The sequence below is a fragment of the Mesorhizobium sp. M0152 genome (assembly GCF_040322415.1).
In the GTDB taxonomy this organism is placed as follows: domain Bacteria; phylum Pseudomonadota; class Alphaproteobacteria; order Rhizobiales; family Rhizobiaceae; genus Mesorhizobium.
Genome location: NZ_JAMYTH010000039.1, coordinates 20,532 through 38,256, shown reverse-complemented (window position 1 = coordinate 38,256; position 17,725 = coordinate 20,532). Strand labels below are relative to the sequence as shown.

The following is a 17,725-nucleotide window of genomic DNA, read 5'->3' as shown; positions in this document are numbered from 1 at the left end:
GCATAGCAAGACGGAAGAAAGCGGCGAAGCGAGTGAACAGCCCAAGCAAACCGGGTTCGAGTTTCGAAGCCTTTACGAGAGCGTCGTGATCGGCGACGCGAGCCAACTCACACCGACAAAATTAGCGCTTCCGGCGTTCGCTGCCACCGAGCCGACTGTCACCGCGGTCGGTTCAGATCAGAAAGGACAGGACCATGAGCATGATCAGAACCAAGGACGGCACCGAGATCTACTACAAGGACTGGGGCTCGGGACAGCCTGTCGTGTTCAGCCACGGCTGGCCGCTTTCCTCCGATGCCTTCGAGGACCAGATGTTCTTTCTGGCCTCCAACGGCTATCGCTGCATTGCACATGATCGCCGGGGACATGGCCGCTCCAGCCAGCCCTGGAACGGCAATGACCTCGACACCTATGCCGACGATCTCGCCGAACTCGCCGCCGCGCTTGATCTGAAGGATGCAATCCATGTCGGCCATTCCACCGGCGGCGGTGAAGTCACCCGCTATATCGGTCGGCACGGCACGGGACGAGTGGCCAAAGCCGTGTTGATTGGTGCCATTCCGCCAGTCATGCTCCGGTCGGAGAAGAACCCGGGCGGCACACCGGTCGAAGCATTCAATCAGTTGCGCGCAGCCGTTCTCGCAGATCGCTCGCAATTCTGGAAGGATCTCACTCTTCCGTTCTATGGCTACAACCGCCCAGGAGCGAAGATATCGGAGGGAGTCCGTGAGTCATTCTGGCTCCAGAGCATGATGGCCGGCTTCCCGGCGTCTTACTTCTGCATCAAGGCCTTCTCCGAAACCGACCTCACCGAGGATTTGAAGAAGATCGACGTGCCGACGCTCGTGCTGCACGGCGACGACGATCAGATCGTCCCGATCGCGGATTCGGCTCTGCTCTCGTCGAAGCTGATCAAGAACGCGAAACTCGTCGTCTATGAAGGCGCCCCGCACGGAATGTGCACCACCCTCAAGGACCGGGTGAACGACGAGTTGCTCGCCTTCATCAAGTCCTGACGCAAAATCCGACTCCGCGGCTTCGCAGAAAACAACCGCCCGGCGCTCTGGGTGAATTCTGCCCGATTTCGAAAGGACAAATCAATGACCGAGAAAGCTTCCGGCTTCCTTGCCTCTGCGTCGCGCCGGGTCGTGCTGATAGGAGCGACCGGGCTGGTCGCAACGTCAGTCATGGGTCTCCCCATCGTACCGGGTGGAAATGAGGCTCGGGCGGCCGCCAAAAAACCTCAGAAGGGTCTAACCGGCGATACTCTCGCCACCAAGGACGGCACCGAGATCTACTACAAGGACTGGGGCTCGGGACAGCCTGTCGTGTTCAGCCACGGCTGGCCGCTTTCCTCCGATGCCTTCGAGGACCAGATGTTCTTTCTGGCCTCCAACGGCTATCGCTGCATTGCACATGATCGCCGGGGACATGGCCGCTCCAGCCAGCCCTGGAACGGCAATGACCTCGACACCTATGCCGACGATCTCGCCGAACTCGCCGCCGCGCTTGATCTGAAGGATGCAATCCATGTCGGCCATTCCACCGGCGGCGGTGAAGTCACCCGCTATATCGGTCGGCACGGCACGGGACGAGTGGCCAAAGCCGTGTTGATTGGTGCCATTCCGCCAGTCATGCTCCGGTCGGAGAAGAACCCGGGCGGCACACCGGTCGAAGCATTCAATCAGTTGCGCGCAGCCGTTCTCGCAGATCGCTCGCAATTCTGGAAGGATCTCACTCTTCCGTTCTATGGCTACAACCGCCCAGGAGCGAAGATATCGGAGGGAGTCCGTGAGTCATTCTGGCTCCAGAGCATGATGGCCGGCTTCCCGGCGTCTTACTTCTGCATCAAGGCCTTCTCCGAAACCGACCTCACCGAGGATTTGAAGAAGATCGACGTGCCGACGCTCGTGCTGCACGGCGACGACGATCAGATCGTCCCGATCGCGGATTCGGCTCTGCTCTCGTCGAAGCTGATCAAGAACGCGAAACTGAAGGTGCTCAAAGGTGCACCGCACGGTTTATGCACGACACACAAAGACGAGGTGAACGCGGAGCTCCTCGCCTTCATACGCAAAACGGCCTGACTCGCCGCATCCTCCCCCCACAGGCCGTTGACTGGGCTACGCGGGCAACCGCGTGCCCGCGTAGCGCCTTTCCTCAACAATCCCGGCAGCCGCCGGACAAAGGAGATCAAATGTTCACGTTCAATACCCGCCGCACCGCGCTGGTGTTCGCTGCTGCACTGCTTTCCTCGAGCCCAATGCCGATGATGGTCAACGCCCCTGCAAGTGCTGCGGCTGAGACCGTGGACTCGACCACCCACTACCACACCGTCAAGATCGGTGGCGTCGACGTTTTCTATCGTGAGGCAGGGCCGGCTAACGCGCCGGTTGTGCTTCTGCTTCACGGCTTCCCGACCTCTTCACACATGTTCCGCAATCTGATCCCGGCGCTTGCCGACCGCTATCACGTGATCGCGCCCGACTACCCGGGGTTTGGCGAGAGCGCGGCACCTGATCACACCAAATTCGCGTACACCTTCGCGCACTACGCCGATCTGGTGGATGGCTTGCTCGGGCGACTCGGCGCGAACAACTACGCGATGTACGTCATGGATTATGGCGCTCCGGTCGGATACCGGCTCGCGCTCAAACATCCCGAACGGGTAACCGCCTTGATCGTGCAAAACGGTAACGCTTACGAGGAGGGCCTGAAGGAATTCTGGGATCCGATCAAGGCCTATTGGGCGGACGGTTCGGCCGCGCATCGGAAGGCGCTGAGTTTCCTTGTCACGCCTGCCATCACGAAATTCCAATACACGGACGGCGTAGCCGACGTTTCCCGGGTCGACCCGGACAATTGGGCACATGACCAGGTGCTGCTCGACCGTCCCGGCAACAAGGACATTCAGCTCGATCTCTTCCACGACTATGGCAGCAACGTTCCACTCTACCCGAAATTCCAGGCATTTTTCCGCGAGCGCAAGCCGCCGATGCTGATCGTCTGGGGCAAGAACGACAAAATCTTCCCCGCCGATGGCGCCGGCCCATATCTTCGTGATTTGCCAGGAGCCGAGCTTCATTTGCTGGATACCGGGCATTTCGCGCTCGAAGACAAGCTGGACGAGATGGTTCCGCTTATCCGGGACTTCCTGGACCGCAAGGTGGTTACTAACTGAGCCGGCGTCAGCCGCGATCTGAGCGCTGGCGGCGTTACGGCCGCCAGCGGATGGCCTGAAAAGGCACAAACAAGACATGACGCACATCAAGGATGGACAATCATGTACGCCCGCCAGAATTTACTTTCGCGTCGCGGCTTTTGCCTGTGCTGCCTGGCCGCTTCCGCCGGCGCTGTTACCGGCGGCTGGCTTACACCTCGGGAAGCATTTTCCGAGGCACGCGGCATCGTCAGCCTGATCAAGGACGGTGCCGCCGCATCGCCCATAGGCACCCACAAATTGCGCGGCAACGTGAGTGTGCTTGAGGGTTCCGGCGGCAACGTTGCGGTCCTCACTGGACCCGACGGCAAGGCGCTTGTCGATGCCGGGCATCGGGGTTTCCCGCCCTCAAATGACGAGGGCGCTCGCCAATCTCGGCCCCGAGCCGATCACACATCTGATCAACACGCACTGGCATTTCGATCACACCGACGGCAATGCATGGGTGGGCTCGGCCGGAGCGAAAATCATCGCTCACGAAAACACCCGCAATTATCTCTCACAGACCCAGCGCGTCGAGGAATGGGACTATAACTTCCTGCCATTGCTCCCGGATGGGCTACCAGGCGAAGTGTTCGCCGACAGGCGCGATCTGCAGCTCAACCGGGCGTCCATCGCACTGAAACGTTGCGGCGCGGCGCACACCGACAGCGACATCTCCGTCACGTTTGGCGAAGCAGATATCGTCCATGTCGGTGATACCTATTGGAACGGCATTTATCCTTTCATCGACTATTCGACGGGCGGCAGCATCGACGGAATGATCGCTGCGTCCGACGCTAATCTCGCAGCGGCAACCGGCAAGACGATCATCATTCCGGGTCACGGCCATCCGGTCAGCAACAGAGCGGAGCTCCAGGACTTTCGCGACATGCTGGTCGCGATCCGGGAGAATGTCGCGAAGCTGAAGCGCCAGGGACGAACGCGCGACGAAACCGTGGTGGCCAAACCTACCGCTGCGTTCGACGGCAAGTGGGGCAACTTCGTGATCGATCCCGGTTTTTTCACCCGGTTGGTCTACGAAGGCGTTTGATCGCCAAATCGGATTTCGGAGCGTCTGCTCGGTTGAAACATGAGCGCCGTTGAACAATTTTGGCCGCCAGCCGCAGGCTGGGACCACACACTGCCTCTATTCATCGCCGCCGCGACCAACTTGGATCAGGAGATTTCGTAATGGGCAAACTCAACGGAAAAGTCGCAGTGATCACCGGCGCAACGAGCGGCATCGGTTTGGCCGCGGCAAAACGGTTTGCGGCGGAAGGCGCCCGTGTATTCATGACCGGCCGCCGAAAAAGGGAACTCGATGCGGCGATCAACGAAGTTGGCAATGATTCGCGAGGCATTCAAGGTGACGTAGCGAACCTAGCCGATCTCGACCGCCTTTTTGAGATCGTGAAGGATGAAGCCGGCGCCATCGACATTCTATTCGCCAACGCAGGTGGCGGCGAATTTTCCGCTCTCGGCGTTATTACGGAAGAGCATTTCGACAGAACCTTTGGAGTCAACGTAAAAGGCACGCTCTTCACAGTCCAGAAGGCGCTGCCGCTTCTCCGTGACGACAGTTCGATCATCCTTACCGGATCGACCGCTGCGACCACTGGCACGCCTGGGTTCAGCGTCTACGGCGCCAGCAAGGCAGCAATCCGCAACTTCGCGCGCAGTTGGATACTTGATCTGGCCGGCCGAGGGATCCGCGTCAATATACTTGTTCCCGGCGCCACCTCCACTCCCGGCTGGCACGAGCTCGCGCCATCCGAGGAGGCACACAATGAGATGATCCGGTTCGTGTCGACAAGAACGCCATTAGGGCGTCTCGCTGACCCCGACGAAACCGCAAGCGCAGCCCTCTTCCTTGCTTCCAGCGACAGCAGCTTCGTCACAGGAAGCGAGCTGTTTGTGGATGGCGGCTCCGCGCAGATCTAGGTTTCAGGTTACGCCGTTGGGACCGTGACAACCGCCTACCAATCGGAAACTGAAAGGAGAAGGATCATGCCTGAACAACGCCCGCCGCTGCCGCCATTCACCCGCGAATCCGCCATCCAGAAGGTTCGCGGTGCAGAAGATGGCTGGAACAGCTGCAATCCCGAACGCGTGTCGCTCGCCTATACTGTTGACAGCTATTGGCGCAATCGCTCGACTTTTGTGCAGGGACGCGAGGCTATCGTCGCCTTCCTGACCGGCAAGTGGGTGCGTGAACTGGATTATCGGCTGATCAAGGAACTTTGGGCCTTCACCGACAACCGCATCGCCATTCGCTTCGCTTATGAATATCACGACGATTCCGGCAACTGGTTCCGCGCCTATGGCAATGAGAATTGGGAATTCGATGAAAACGGCCTGATGCAAAAGCGCTTTGCCTGCATCAATGATTTGCCAATTCAGGATTCAGAATGCAAATTCTTCTGGGACCGCTCCGGACCACGTCCGGCCGATCATCCGAGCCTGTCGGATTTAGGATTGTAATCACCGGGGAACGCGTCATTCCGGTCGTTGCCGAGATCCTCCGCGAACATAGCTTCGAATGCGCGAGCCGCCATCGGCCAGAAGACTGAACTCGGCAACGGGCCGACCTTTCCCTCCCGATCGGCAACCAGTGCGTGACGGCGCGACCGTCCTTTCGCTCTTCCGGGAAGCAAGGAAGATCTCAAAGTTGGACCCAAGAATCTGCCAGATCAGCCGATTCTCGTGCCATCTAGCCAACCGTCTAGCGGCTCGCAGGGAGCAATGAATGGCCCACAAATTCGCCGAAATCGCGTTCACTGACGCAGTGAAGTCCGTGCAGCAAACGATGGGCAGCCGCAGCGCTTATGCTCGTCGTCAAGCTGGCTCCGATATTAACGGCCAGCTTGGGCCAGATGAGATCAAGTTTGTCGCCGAGCGCGACAGCTTCTACATTGCTTCGGTCTCCGAAACCGGATGGCCCTACGTGCAGTTCCGCGGTGGGCCGGCTGGATTCCTGAAGGTCCTTGATGAACAGACTCTGGGCTTTGCGGATTTCCGGGGCAACCGGCAGTACATTACCACCGGCAACGTCGCCACGGTCGACCGTATTTCGCTGTTGCTGATGGACTATCCGAACAGGCGCCGTCTCAAGATATTCGGTCGAATGCATGTCATCGGTACCCGAGATGATACGGCGCTCACGGCAAGCCTGACAATCGCGGATTATGCTGCAGTGGTCGAACGCGTGATGCTCATCAAGGTCGAGGCCTTCGACTGGAACTGCCCGCAACACATAACGCCCCGCTTTACCGAAAACGAGATTGCGGCGGCTTTCGCGAGTCACATGGAGGGCAGTTCCAACAATTGCGGGCCGCCATCGTCAGCGAACGCATTGAGGAGTGGACGGATGCAGAACAAGTAGCAGACGTCGGAAGCGGCGATCCTCGGCCTAGTTCTAGCCGCCGGCGAGGTGCCGATCTTCCACTCCGAAGTTCCCGGGGCTGGTGAAAGCGGATATCCACCGATGCGCCGGGTAGCCGAAGCCAGTGCCTATGCTGCCGGCGAGCACATCATCAAGGCCGGCGATGTGGCGCCCGGCCTGATTGTGGTGTTGTCCGGCAAAGCGGACATCACCAGGAAGGCCTTGGGGGGCGAGACGATTGTCAGCCATGGCCCGGGCAGCCAGCTTCGACGGCGAACTGGCGCAGCTTTCGGCTCGCCCGTCGCTGGTCAATGCCGAGGTGCCCGCGCCGGTCGAGGCGTTCGTCATTCCCTCCGGATGTTGCGTGACCTGATGGTTCAGGAAGCCAGCCTCGGCGAGCTCATCATGCGGGCGCTGATCCTGCGCCGTGTTGTCTCTTGGAAAGCGCCACCAGCGGGCCGATCATCATCGGATCCTCCTCGCCATTGTGCGGAGCGCGAATAGTCCAGGCGTGAGGGAAACCTTTCAATGCTGATGACGCGATAAAGCGTTGTTGGTCGCGACGGCTGTCGCACGCGACTAGGTGCTTCGGCACCGTATCCGGTTGCGAATTTTATGCGTCCTCTGCTTTCGCCGCTCTGCGCGCAGCATCGGCGTGCCATTCCAGATCTATCAAGCCCTCGTGCGCCTTGTGGAAGAACTGCGAACACACGAGCCACCCCTTAAGCGGGCGAAGCAGTGCTATGCAGCTGAAAATCGTCAGCGGCAATGTTGTGAGGCCGTGAACCCACAGCGGCAGCCCGAAGCTGGTCTGAAACCAGATACCAAATGCCAGCGCCGGAACCGCCGCGATTGTCATGGCAAAGAACGCTGGGCCGTCAGCCGGGTCTGCAAACGAGTAGTCCAAATCGCAAACCTCGCAGCGAGGCGCCAGCTTCAGATACCCGGCGAACAATGAGCCTTTTTGGCAGCGGGGACAAAGCCCCTTGATCCCGGTGAGCATCGGGTTTGTGGTCGGGGAATAGCTCGCGTCAGCCATGTCCATTCTCCTCTAAGGAACGGGACGTTTCACGCCCGCGCAGCGAACCAAAAAATCCAGGACTTCCGCAAGTTGACAGCGATTAAGGCTGTTGGATTTTATTGAGCTTCGCCCCGACGCCACTCAGCCATCGGGGTCCTGCTGATCGCCTTTTACGCTGACCTGACGATCAGGTGAGCACGAAACCAGCCAAAAGCACCGTAAGCAAAAGCGAAACGGGTATAGCAAGAAGCCAACGAGCCTCCAAAATGCTGTTGTGCCGATCGTCCGTTGTCTCGCGTCTTCTGACACCGATTTTGGCCGAACGCAGTGCAGGACCAAGGGGTTCCGATGGTGCCCCGTTCATGCTGCACCGGCGGATTGGCTTCCGATTGGATGAGGGCGGCTGGTTTCGGCTTGACCATCGGTGAGGTTTCGCCGACGCCACGCGCCTGGGGTGTCGCCTAACTCGCGCCGGAAGAGTTTCGAAAGGTGCGCTTGATCTGACAGGCCGCACTCGAGCGCGATCTGACTTAGCGGGTCGTCTGTGGACAGCATGAGATGCTGAGCCAATTCCAACCTCAGGCGCGTAATGTGGACGTGCGGACTCGTCCCAAAGCTTTCTCTGAAGGTATGACAGAAGTGACTGACGCTTAGTCGGACCTGCTCGGCGAGCTTCTCCAGGCGAAGAGGCCGCTCCAGATGCTCTCTGAGGTAGCGATCCAGCCTGCGCATCTGCCAAGGCGCCAAGCCGCCGCGAACGAGCGCCGATTCTGCCGTCGTTGGTAGAGTAAAGAGCGTGACCAAACGCAAGGCAGCAACGCGTCCGGCCTCGGTATTTCGCCCTATCGCTCTGCGGACGTCATCGAGGAGCGTCATCGCTTCAACTGAAAACTCTGTTTGACTGGTGGCCTTTGAGTAGATGCTCGTGTGCGTATTCATCAGACATCTCCAGTGAGCCGTCGCGAGTTGCGGCCGGTCCTGTTTCGTTGTGCCCGATTACTCAATCAGAGATCGCAGAGAAGCGCCCGTTAGGCCTTGTGGAATGCTGCTAGAATTTAGCGGTTGTGATGCCTCCTTCCGGCCGCTTCAGTGCGCTTTCTCAGCAGACAAACGGGCCGCCGGTGCGGCCGCGCGAAAGTGCCACCGAGCCGCTTGCAGCCATCGACGCGATATATCGGGCGGCAGATTACCACCTCCCCTCGATGGACGAAGTGCCTCTTAAGATGCGATCCCTCCGCATTAATCCTGAGAATTTATCACTTCCAGAAATATAGCCAAAATCCCATCCGAATAGGAAATATCCAACAGCTCTTAATGCCGTATCTAGATTTTAATGATCCTTCACGAACTAGGGCGTGGTGGTCGATGTATAGCAAGTCATTTGGAATGAACTTAAAATGGCGCAAACAAGAAACTCACGGCATACCAGCAAACGCCACACTGATGGGGATCGAGACGCCGGCGTGCCCCGCAGCACTCACAGCCACTTGGACGTCAGGGTTTCGCCTCATGGCAGTGGCGCCTATCAGGAGCGGGTCCTCGCCGCTGGCTGGTCGGTCTGTTTCGAAGGTGCGGTGAAGATTGCGATCCGCAAAACTGGCGATGCTTATTTGCTCAGAGCTCGTCAACATCAGTCTGGCGAGCTTGGAGCGCTAAGTCGCTCAGGCCATCGCGGAGGCGTGCACACCTGGTGCCAGCGCCGGTCCGGCTGACCCTAGCCAACAACAGACGGCCGTCAATGGGACGGTCGCTGAAGCCCAGATTAGGACGATACTATGAACATCAAGGTTATCTATATCGGTACAGCACTTGCTCTTTCCGCCGGTGGAATTGCCTTTGCCGGCGCGCTGGACGTCTACGACCCTCTCGCCACACAGCCGTTCTCCACCGGTTCCATGAAAGCCTACCCTGGCTCCATTCCGAATGCGAAATTCGGGGCAACCTTCATGGCGATGCCGAAAGCCAAGCGCGAGAAAATGATGAAAGAGTGTCAGGACGCGGCTATGAGCAAGCCCTATGCCGAGTTCTGTGCGGATCTGAACGCGCTTGCCGGCTCGTGACTTTCCCTGGCTTGGCTGAAGCCCTCTTGGTACGATTGATTGATGGCGGGCCACGGCACCTGCCATCATCGACTTCATAGCGGAGCCGCTACCGCCGACAATTGTCGAAAAAGCGAAATGTTTGGCAGAGGCCCTTGGCTGCATACCGCATTCAAGTGAACGCCCCGTTGCTGTGAGCCTCGAAGAATTCGACTGGGACTGTGCACAAGACGTCAGCCTCCACTCCGCAATAGCTAAGCGGGAGCAAATCGTGGCGCCTCCTCATTCCAGGATCACGGAACTCCAGTCCTCGATCGCAGCACGGCATATACCGGGGGCAATTGCGGAAGAGCGAGATGCAAAACAATAGTTTGAAGCCAGATGCATCAATCGCTGGCTGGCGTGCGCTTGAATCTTTGCCGCTCGCACTCTTCGGTGGGGTTATGGGGTTGACCGGCCTCAGCGTGGCCTGGCGCCTTGCTCACGTAAGATTCGAGGTACCCATGTTTATTTCGATATGGGTCGGTGGGTTCGCTGTGATCGCATTCGTAATGGTGGCGGTCGGATACGCTGTGAAGGTCTCGATTGCGCCAGATAAGGTTCAAGCCGAATTGCGCCATCCGACTGCGGGCACCATGTTCGGCACATTGCTTGTTAGTTTGCTATTGCTGCCACTCGTACTCGCTCCCGTGTGTTTGGCGCTTGCTCAGACAATGTGGGCGATCGGCGCGTTTGGCATGCTTGTCTTTGCGTTGTCGATTGTGAGTCGCTGGATCAATAATCGCCAAGAGATCGTCCATGCCACGCCGGCATGGATAGTGCCGGTCGTCGGCTTGCTGGATGTCCCGCTTGCCGTCCCTTTGCTCAATTTACCGCCCATGCATGGCGTGATGGTTCTAGGGCTGTCAGTCGGTCTGTTTTTCGCCGTTCCGCTATTTACGATCATTTTCTCCCGGCTGGTGTTTGGGCCCCCAATGGCTGACGCACTGCAGCCGTCGCTGATGATCCTTGTGGCACCATTTTCGGTTGGCTTTTCAGCGTATGTCTCGACGGTCGGAAAAGTCGATCTGTTCGCCGAAGCTTTGTATGTCACAACTCTCTTCTTGCTTGTCGTGTTGGTCGGAAGGTTGCGCTATCTCCCGATCTGCTGTCCATTCAGAGTCTCGTGGTGGGCCGTGAGCTTTCCCTTGGCAGCATCAGCAATTGCAGCATTGCGATTTGCTCAAGCAGAGCCCGGGTGGCTTACGGACGCTATCGCTCTCATGCTGTTGGCGTTCGCGACGGTGACCATTGTGTGGCTACTCATCCGCACATTGGCGGGCATCGCGCTCGGCGAACTGAGGACCCTGAGCAGCTGATGAGCGCGCTCGCGGGGGCGATCTCGGAGACGATCCCGTTCGGTGCCAACGTGTCAGCAAGGAAGTCAGGAATTCTGTGCCGAGGCCATGATTCGAAAGAGAGGATCATCACACGGCTGTCGAGAACGAACTCCGGGACCAGCACCTTGCAGAGAGCAGCGAGGGGGAAGGTCACAGTCGCAACGGACATTCGCGGAAGTCGGCTCTGATAGCCACTCGAATACTCCGCTGAGGATCCCGCGCGACCGTGCGGGAGCATCGTAGGCCAGTTCGAAAGTTAGAGCGCGCGTGAGCACACGTGAGACCTTATGAAATGAGCTTCGCCGCATAAGTCGACATCGGAACAATGCGACGTAAGCGGACAGCGCCAGGCGAGTTCCGCCTATCGGCCTTCCGGAGAAGGAGATAGAGCTGTAAGAGACATTGAATGACCCGGGACCATCTCAAATGGGCTTGTCGCAATACCAGCTGGAGCCGTTACCGGCGCCGACCACATGGTTGAGGCATTCTTCACGGAGGGCGCTTTTGGGCGTCCAAGAATTGGCTTGTGGCAGTGTTTCCACTTCACGGTGCATTTTGCAAATGGGGATGAGCGTCCATGACTCAGCCCTCTAGGCCGAGCAAGGCAACCGTCATCGTAATCGACGATGATAAAGGCGTCCGGGAGGCGTTGCATGGCCTCTTCGAATCCGTGGGATTGTACGTCGAGGCTTTTGGCTCGGTGCAGGAATTCGTCGATGCGAAGCGGCCGGCGTCACCGGGCTGCATGATCCTCGACATTCGCCTGCCGGGGCAAAGCGGACTGGAGTTTCAGGAGGCGCTGGCCCAGGCAGAGAGTGCCAGACCTATTATCCTGATCAGCGCCTATGCCGATGTACCGATGTCAGTACGGGCAATGAAAGCCGGGGCCGTCGAAGTCCTAACCAAGCCGGTGCGAGAGCAGGAACTTCTCGAGGCCGTGCAACGGGCGATCGAACAGGATTCAGCTCGGCGAAAAAACGCGCAGGTCCGTGCTTTGATTCAGGCGAGATTTGGCAAACTGACCGAGCGCGAGCGTCAGGTTATGGCCTTCGTAGTCACGGGGATGCAAAACAAGCAGATCGCGGCCGCCATGGCTGTGACCGAGGCAACCGTGAAGCTTCACCGTGGCCAGGTTATGCGTAAGATGGAGGCTGGCTCGGTCGTGGAACTCGTACGAATGGCTGACGGTTTGGGCCAGAGCCAAGCTAAGCCCACCAGAATCTAGACCAAAGTCTAGTTCCGCCACCACCATGAGCGAGGCGCGCCGGACTCCCGTCCAGTTGCGGAATATCGATCCTCCCTCCATCATCGCCAACGTGAAGAAACAAAAAGAAGCCACGATGCGGGCGCCGCTGATCGCCTGTGTAGACGACGATGCCAGCGTGAGGGAAGCGCTGCAAGGTTTCCTATTGGCCTTCAATTTTGAGGTCGTCACGTTTGCTTCAGCTGAGAGCTTTCTGGCATCGAATTCCATCGATTCCGTTTCCTGTCTGATAACTGACGTAAGGCTAGGAGGAATGTCCGGGTTGCAGCTTCAGAAGAGCCTGATCGCCAGAGGCCGTCTGATCCCGACGATTGTCATCACCGCATTCTCCGAAAATGGGTTTCGCGAATCAGCGATGGAGAATGGAGCGGTAGCGATGCTGCTGAAACCGATCACTGCCAATAAGCTCCTAGCCGCCGTGAACACGGCCCTGAATCGCGGCAAGGCTTGACTGTATGGAAGTCCATCCGGGAGATCTAATTAAGTCAGAGGCAGTATCTTAAGAAAGCCTGAGGGACGCGTACATGCACGGGTCGGAATCGCAGATATCCACGACTACCGGCCGGACAGGTGAGGAGCCGGAGTCATTTGGGGAGCGCCCTTTGCGTTTCCGACGGTTCTGCGTGTTGCCTCGATCGCGTGTCTTGCTATGTGACGGTCGTCCGGTCCCGATCGGCAGCAGAGCTTTCGATCTCCTGACCGCATTGTTGCGGGTGCGTGGCACGATCGTCGAGAAGAATGGCATCCTGAAGTACGTATGGCCGTCCACTATCGTCGACGACAGTAACCTCCGATTTCAGATGGCTGCGCTGCGAAGGGTGCTCGGGTCGGACGGAGATATGATCAAGACCATTCCTGGCCGCGGTTACCTTTTCGCGGACGATGACGTCAGAGAGAATGCGGCGCCTCCACCTATGGAGAAAACATCGGAACACGCGACTGTGCCGGAATGGTTGCGGCTGGTTCCGAGTCCCGAAGCCCCGTCTCGCACCGCAGCGCCCTATGTAGCTGTGGTAGACGACGAGCCCGAGATTAGGGAGGCCTTGGTCGGCTTAATAGAGTCGGCGGGCCTATGCGCTGAGGCTTTCCCCTCCGTACGCGCTTTCCTCGATAGCGATCGTCCTTCGCCGCCAAGCTGCCTTGTGCTGGACGCATGGCTTCCCGAACACGGCGGACTGGATTTTCAGGCCGACCTGGCCAAGGCAAAGGTGCGGCTTCCATTGATTTTCATAAGCGGTCACGCCGATGTGGCAATGTCGGTGCGCGCCATGAAAGCGGGGGCGATTGAATTCCTCACCAAGCCGGTCCGGCACGAGGAGCTCCTGAGCGCGATCAAATTTGCAATGGCTGCTGACATTGCCGCTTTCCGACCTGCGTCGTCACCAGAGCATGTGAGGCAGTTGAGGTCGTGATTTAGCGAAGTCTCTGGTATGCTGCACATTTTGAGATCTCCAGCTCACCTCAACTTGAACCCATTCGCACTGGCTTGGGTGGCGAACATATATTAAGTGGAGGACATATATTAAACGATGTCGATCACCGTTCGTATGGTGGCGCGTTTCGGCCGGCCGTGGTCGTGAAGGGACCTGCAATGCAGGATGAGCTTGGCGGGGCCGTTGGTGAATTACCCGGACTTGTATGGACGGCCGCGCCAAACGGACAAATTGACTTTCTGAATCAACGCTGGCGCGAATACACTGGTATGGCGTTAGCAGACTTACATGGCCGAGGTTGGCAGGCTCGCGTCCACCCGGAGGACCTTCCCGGGCTTCTCGCCGGTTGGCGAAGCGTTCCAGTGTCAAGCGGGCCCATTGAAGCGGAAGTTCGTCTGCGTGGGGCGGACGGGGAATATCGCTGGTTCCTGTTTCTTGCTCATCACTCTCTTGACGCAGCCGGCCAATTCATCAAGTGGTCGGGATTCAGCACGGACATCAACAATCGAAAGCGTGCCGAAGAAGAGCTGCGGGAGAGCGCAGCGAGATTCCGAGACTACGCCGAAACTGCCTCCGATTGGCTGTGGGAAATCGGTACCGATTACAATTACACGCTGTTGACCGAGAATGCGTTTGGTTCAGACCCAGCGGATCGAATCGGCACGAAGTGCTGGGATCATGCTCTCGACTTCGAAACGGAACCGGAGAAGTGGCGGCTTGTTCTTGAGACCCTTGACACACGCCAACCGTTTCGCGACTTCGTATTCTGCACTGCGGACGGCACCGGCTCTCCGATGTACGTGAAAGCCAGCGGCAAGCCTGTCTTTGACGCCGCCGGAGAATTCAGCGGCTATCGCGGCACAGGCTCCGATCTAACAGCAATCATTCGCGCTGAGCGCGCGGAGGCATCCTTGCGGACAGCGCAGGCCGACCTTGCTCATATGAGCCGCGTTACAACTTTGGGCCAGCTCACGGCTTCTATTGCCCACGAGCTGACTCAGCCGATCGCGGCCGCACTCCTCAACGCGGAGACCGCGCTGAGCTGCCTCACTCGCAAGCCGCCAAATATCGTACACGCGACAGAGGCGATCAACCGCTTCGTGAACGACGGCATGCGCGCTACTGACATTATTGAACGGACGCGCGCGCTGGTTAAGAAGGCCCCTGCACGAAAGGACAATCTGGAAATCAATCTTGCGATTTCCGAAATTGTTGGGCTCACTCGCAGTGAGGTGTCGAAAAATGGGGTTCAGCTGGATATCCGGCTGGCGGACGGCCTGCCGGCGGTTCAAGGCGATCGCGTGCAGCTTCAACAAGTCATGCTGAACCTGATCATGAACGCCGTCGAGTCGATGAGCCAAATGAGTGACCACCGTCGAGAATTGCTGATTACCACCGAACCCGAGGAGGATTGCGTTCTCGTTGCGGTGCGGGACTCTGGCCCTGGGCTGCCCGAACTCGCCTTGGAGCGAGCCTTTGAGGCGTTCTACACGACGAAGTCGACCGGCTTGGGGATGGGACTATCGATCTGCCGTTCAATCGTCGAGGCTCACGGAGGACGATTGTGGGCGGCCGCGAATTTTCCAAAAGGTGCCGCCTTTCAATTCACGGTGCCCGTTATCTCGGGTCCGGGGACAGTACCATCCCCCTGAAGCCTGCCGCAGCGCGCCAGGCCATCGGCAATGTTCGCATCGGTCTTGTTCGCGGGCCATGTCGAGCGCGGCTTTGGCATGCGCGTCGATGCAGATCACCGGCAGGCCCTCTGCCGTCACCGTACGTTCGCCAGGCTATTGTCCGGCACCTGATCGACAATGTCGACAACCCATGCGTTTCGATATCCGAGGTTAGTCAGATCTTGAGGACAATGTTTCCGGTGTGCGAACTCACGGATTGGGAACTTGGCGATCTTGTTGCGCGAAGCGCGATCGACGCGGGATTTGCGATTGAAGTCGGCGCCGCGGATTCTTGAGACACCTGTTGAGGCATGTGTCGTCGAGGATTGCGGCGACCAGGTCACGATAGACAATGACTTCTCCGCCCCATCGGAATGCTATAACCTATCCATCGACTTCATCAGGCAAAGTATCTTCGACGACGCTCAAATTCCTATCGAAAGCCTCGGTGTCGGATGCGTGGGCTCGGAGAGATCGCAGCTTGTTCAGCGTCGCCGCAAGCGCCGCTTCTTTGTCAGGTGCTATGCGTGACGTCACCGCTTTGGCCGCCAACGCTGCAAAATCTATGGCGGCATGAGCTGGTACCGCTGCAGCATCTGTTGCCATCAGCCGTTCTTTTGCGATTGCGCGCCGGCTCGGCGGCGGAGCCATACGGCCTGCTTTTGCAGCAAATGTCGCGCCGCGCCGCAGGCGGGTCTGCAAGAGGCCTGAGCGGTACGCGGGTGCTGTCGGCACAATCGTCGGGAGCGCAGGAGATGGAACCGCCGCAGAGGAGTCCAACGCCGGGCTTTTCGTCCGCGAAACGTCGGTAGAGGCGGGCAGGGGCATGAACGCGCGTTTGGCGAGCTGGCCGTCGGCGAAATAGAAATTGCGCGTGCCGAGGATTGGCAGTTCCCCACGCGGCAATATGATAACCTTGTTCTTGTCGAGCGTACGGATTTCATCCGGCCGCATGAGGGGCCGGCGCACTTCCTTGCGGTGGACCGAGCGCGTGTAATAGGTGTCGAACAACGTTGCCTTGGTGCGCGTCACGTCCTTTTGCACGTCCGACGTTTCGCCGAGCTGCTCGGAAACGTATCGCAGATCGTCAGCGTCCTGCGCACCGAAAAAGATCTGCACGCGAGCAGCGTTGATGAGCGTCTTGCGACCTTCCTGGCGATAGATCTCGTCTACAGCCTTCAGCGACTGCACGAAAAACCACATCGAAACGCCGTTACCGCCGAGCACGCTCGCCATTTCGGTTACATTCTCGAGGTTGCCGAGGTTCTGGAACTCGTCGAGCAGCACAAGCACCGGATGCTGTCCGGACGCGGCAGGCTTTCCGACATGAAGTTCATCATCTGCGTGATCAGGACGTTGAACAACGGTCCAAGCGACGTAATCTGCTCGCGCCGCACGTCGAGATAGAGAGATATCCGTTCATGCTTGAGCTTGCGAATATCGAACGTGCTGCGCGACGTAGCTCGCATCAGGCGCTCGTTGAGAAAAGGGGCCATGCCGGTGCGTACGCCGACGTAGATGCCGGAGAACTGCCGCTCAGACATCTCAAAATATGGCAGCAGGGTTTGCAGGGTAAAATGCGAACATTCGCGTCGGCGTTCCTCGCGCAGCGAGCCGATGAACTCCAGGAGCGGCTGCTCCGCACCGTTCATGATCTCAAGGATTGTGGCGAAGGTCTTCTTCTCGTTCGGGATCGCAGGTGATTCCATGACGAAGGACGCTATGCCGGTAAAAAGGAGGCGGGCGTCATTAACCCAATAGGGATCTGCATTTGAGGGCGGGCGCGGAAACAGCGCCGCAGCGATGTTGCGAAGGTCGATGTCGCGCTGCGCCGAATCCAGCGAGATGAAGTCCATCGGATTGTAGCATGCGGTATTGCCGTCCGGATCAGCCGGCGCGAAACGCACCACGCGGCTCATGGTTGAACGGTAGCCGGCAGTCGCCGTATAGGTCTCGCCCCGCAGGTCGAGAACCACGAGCGAATGCGGCCAGGTCAAGGCGTTCGGAATGATGAGAGACGTGCCTTTGCCGGAGCGCGGCGGCCCTATGACGAAGCCGCCGACATCATCGCCATCAATCCACAATTTCTTGCCGCCGATCACCTTGCGCTGCGTCAAGCGAATCTTGCCGGAGCGCTGATCGCGGCCCGGCGACAGAATTTCGGCAAGCCTGCCGCCCACTCGACCGACGAAGACGCCGCCCATTTTTGTCAGCCCGGTTTTTGAAACGTGGCTCATCGTCATGAAGCGAGAGTCATTGCGCTTTCTCGGGCGCATCAGAAACAGGCCGACCAGTGGCAAGAGAAACCCAAAAACTCCCGCCGCAATGGCGT

The 17,725-nt window shown here is 58.6% G+C and carries 17 protein-coding genes and 3 pseudogenes; 14 read left to right on the top strand and 6 right to left on the bottom strand.

The features are described 5' to 3' along the window. Positions 1–194: 194 nt before the first annotated feature. From NKJ26_RS27675 to NKJ26_RS27645, 7 genes and pseudogenes are all read left to right on the top strand, one after another. Entirely contained in the window at positions 195–1,016 is an 822-nt protein-coding gene (locus NKJ26_RS27675) for an alpha/beta fold hydrolase (RefSeq protein ID WP_352698496.1), read from the top strand. Positions 1,017–1,100: 84 nt separating this feature from the next. Beyond that, positions 1,101–2,087, top strand: coding sequence for an alpha/beta fold hydrolase (locus NKJ26_RS27670; RefSeq protein ID WP_352698494.1), 987 nt, complete (start codon positions 1,101–1,103; stop codon positions 2,085–2,087). 182 nt (positions 2,088–2,269) lie between these two features. Then, complete coding sequence (locus NKJ26_RS27665; RefSeq protein WP_352698512.1) at positions 2,270–3,181, top strand: alpha/beta fold hydrolase; 912 nt, start codon at positions 2,270–2,272, stop codon at positions 3,179–3,181. Between the two features lie 291 nt (positions 3,182–3,472). Beyond that, positions 3,473–4,253, top strand: a pseudogene (locus tag NKJ26_RS27660) (MBL fold metallo-hydrolase). A 140-nt stretch (positions 4,254–4,393) separates the two neighbouring features. After that, on the top strand, positions 4,394–5,143 hold the full coding sequence (locus NKJ26_RS27655; RefSeq protein WP_352698493.1) for an SDR family NAD(P)-dependent oxidoreductase: 750 nt from the start codon (positions 4,394–4,396) through the stop codon (positions 5,141–5,143). A gap of 66 nt (positions 5,144–5,209) precedes the next feature. Then, positions 5,210–5,683, top strand: a complete 474-nt coding sequence (locus NKJ26_RS27650; RefSeq protein WP_352698491.1) for a nuclear transport factor 2 family protein — start codon at positions 5,210–5,212, stop codon at positions 5,681–5,683. A 265-nt stretch (positions 5,684–5,948) separates the two neighbouring features. Next, positions 5,949–6,584: a pyridoxamine 5'-phosphate oxidase family protein gene (locus NKJ26_RS27645; RefSeq protein ID WP_352698489.1), complete on the top strand. Its 636-nt coding sequence runs from the start codon at positions 5,949–5,951 to the stop codon at positions 6,582–6,584. A gap of 33 nt (positions 6,585–6,617) precedes the next feature. On the opposite strand, the gene NKJ26_RS27640 is transcribed toward NKJ26_RS27645, so the two are convergent. Next, positions 6,618–6,833 carry a hypothetical protein gene (locus NKJ26_RS27640; protein ID WP_352698488.1) on the bottom strand — a complete coding sequence of 72 codons (216 nt, stop codon included), beginning with the start codon at positions 6,831–6,833 and terminating at the stop codon, positions 6,618–6,620. Between NKJ26_RS27640 and NKJ26_RS27635 the strand changes: the two genes are divergently transcribed. Continuing rightward, complete coding sequence (locus NKJ26_RS27635) at positions 6,832–6,957, top strand: hypothetical protein (protein ID WP_352698486.1); 126 nt, start codon at positions 6,832–6,834, stop codon at positions 6,955–6,957. The genes NKJ26_RS27640 and NKJ26_RS27635 overlap by 2 nt on opposite strands. 240 nt (positions 6,958–7,197) lie before the next feature. On the opposite strand, the gene NKJ26_RS27630 is transcribed toward NKJ26_RS27635, so the two are convergent. Further along, entirely contained in the window at positions 7,198–7,623 is a 426-nt protein-coding gene (locus NKJ26_RS27630; protein ID WP_352698484.1) for a DUF983 domain-containing protein, read from the bottom strand. 342 nt (positions 7,624–7,965) lie between these two features. After that, positions 7,966–8,544, bottom strand: coding sequence for a helix-turn-helix domain-containing protein (locus NKJ26_RS27625; protein WP_352698482.1), 579 nt, complete (start codon positions 8,542–8,544; stop codon positions 7,966–7,968). 836 nt (positions 8,545–9,380) lie between these two features. On the opposite strand from NKJ26_RS27625, the gene NKJ26_RS27620 reads away from it, so the two are divergent. The 6 genes from NKJ26_RS27620 (at position 9,381) to NKJ26_RS27595 (ending at position 15,372) form a co-directional block, all read left to right on the top strand. Next, positions 9,381–9,665, top strand: coding sequence for a hypothetical protein (locus NKJ26_RS27620; RefSeq protein ID WP_352698480.1), 285 nt, complete (start codon positions 9,381–9,383; stop codon positions 9,663–9,665). Positions 9,666–10,000: 335 nt separating this feature from the next. After that, positions 10,001–11,002, top strand: coding sequence for an SLAC1 anion channel family protein (locus tag NKJ26_RS27615; RefSeq protein ID WP_352698478.1), 1,002 nt, complete (start codon positions 10,001–10,003; stop codon positions 11,000–11,002). 598 nt (positions 11,003–11,600) lie between these two features. Continuing rightward, a complete protein-coding gene (locus NKJ26_RS27610; RefSeq protein WP_352698476.1) occupies positions 11,601–12,248 on the top strand; it encodes a response regulator transcription factor in 648 nt (215 codons plus the stop codon). 25 nt (positions 12,249–12,273) lie between these two features. After that, positions 12,274–12,738 (top strand): response regulator transcription factor, encoded by a 465-nt coding sequence (locus tag NKJ26_RS27605; RefSeq protein ID WP_352698474.1) that lies wholly within the window; start codon positions 12,274–12,276, stop codon positions 12,736–12,738. Positions 12,739–12,811: 73 nt separating this feature from the next. Next, positions 12,812–13,699, top strand: coding sequence for a response regulator (locus tag NKJ26_RS27600; protein ID WP_352698472.1), 888 nt, complete (start codon positions 12,812–12,814; stop codon positions 13,697–13,699). Between the two features lie 179 nt (positions 13,700–13,878). After that, positions 13,879–15,372, top strand: coding sequence for a PAS domain-containing sensor histidine kinase (locus NKJ26_RS27595; RefSeq protein WP_352698470.1), 1,494 nt, complete (start codon positions 13,879–13,881; stop codon positions 15,370–15,372). Between the two features lie 14 nt (positions 15,373–15,386). On the opposite strand, the pseudogene NKJ26_RS33650 reads toward NKJ26_RS27595, so the two are convergent. From NKJ26_RS33650 to NKJ26_RS27585, 3 genes and pseudogenes are all read right to left on the bottom strand, one after another. Next, positions 15,387–15,492, bottom strand: a pseudogene (locus NKJ26_RS33650) (IS110 family transposase); the annotation flags it as partial. Continuing rightward, positions 15,489–15,746 carry a hypothetical protein gene (locus NKJ26_RS27590; protein ID WP_352698468.1) on the bottom strand — a complete coding sequence of 86 codons (258 nt, stop codon included), beginning with the start codon at positions 15,744–15,746 and terminating at the stop codon, positions 15,489–15,491. The gene NKJ26_RS27590 and the pseudogene NKJ26_RS33650, both read right to left, overlap by 4 nt. A gap of 31 nt (positions 15,747–15,777) precedes the next feature. Then, positions 15,778–17,597: pseudogene (locus NKJ26_RS27585) on the bottom strand (type IV secretory system conjugative DNA transfer family protein). Between the last annotated feature and the right edge of the window lie 128 nt (positions 17,598–17,725).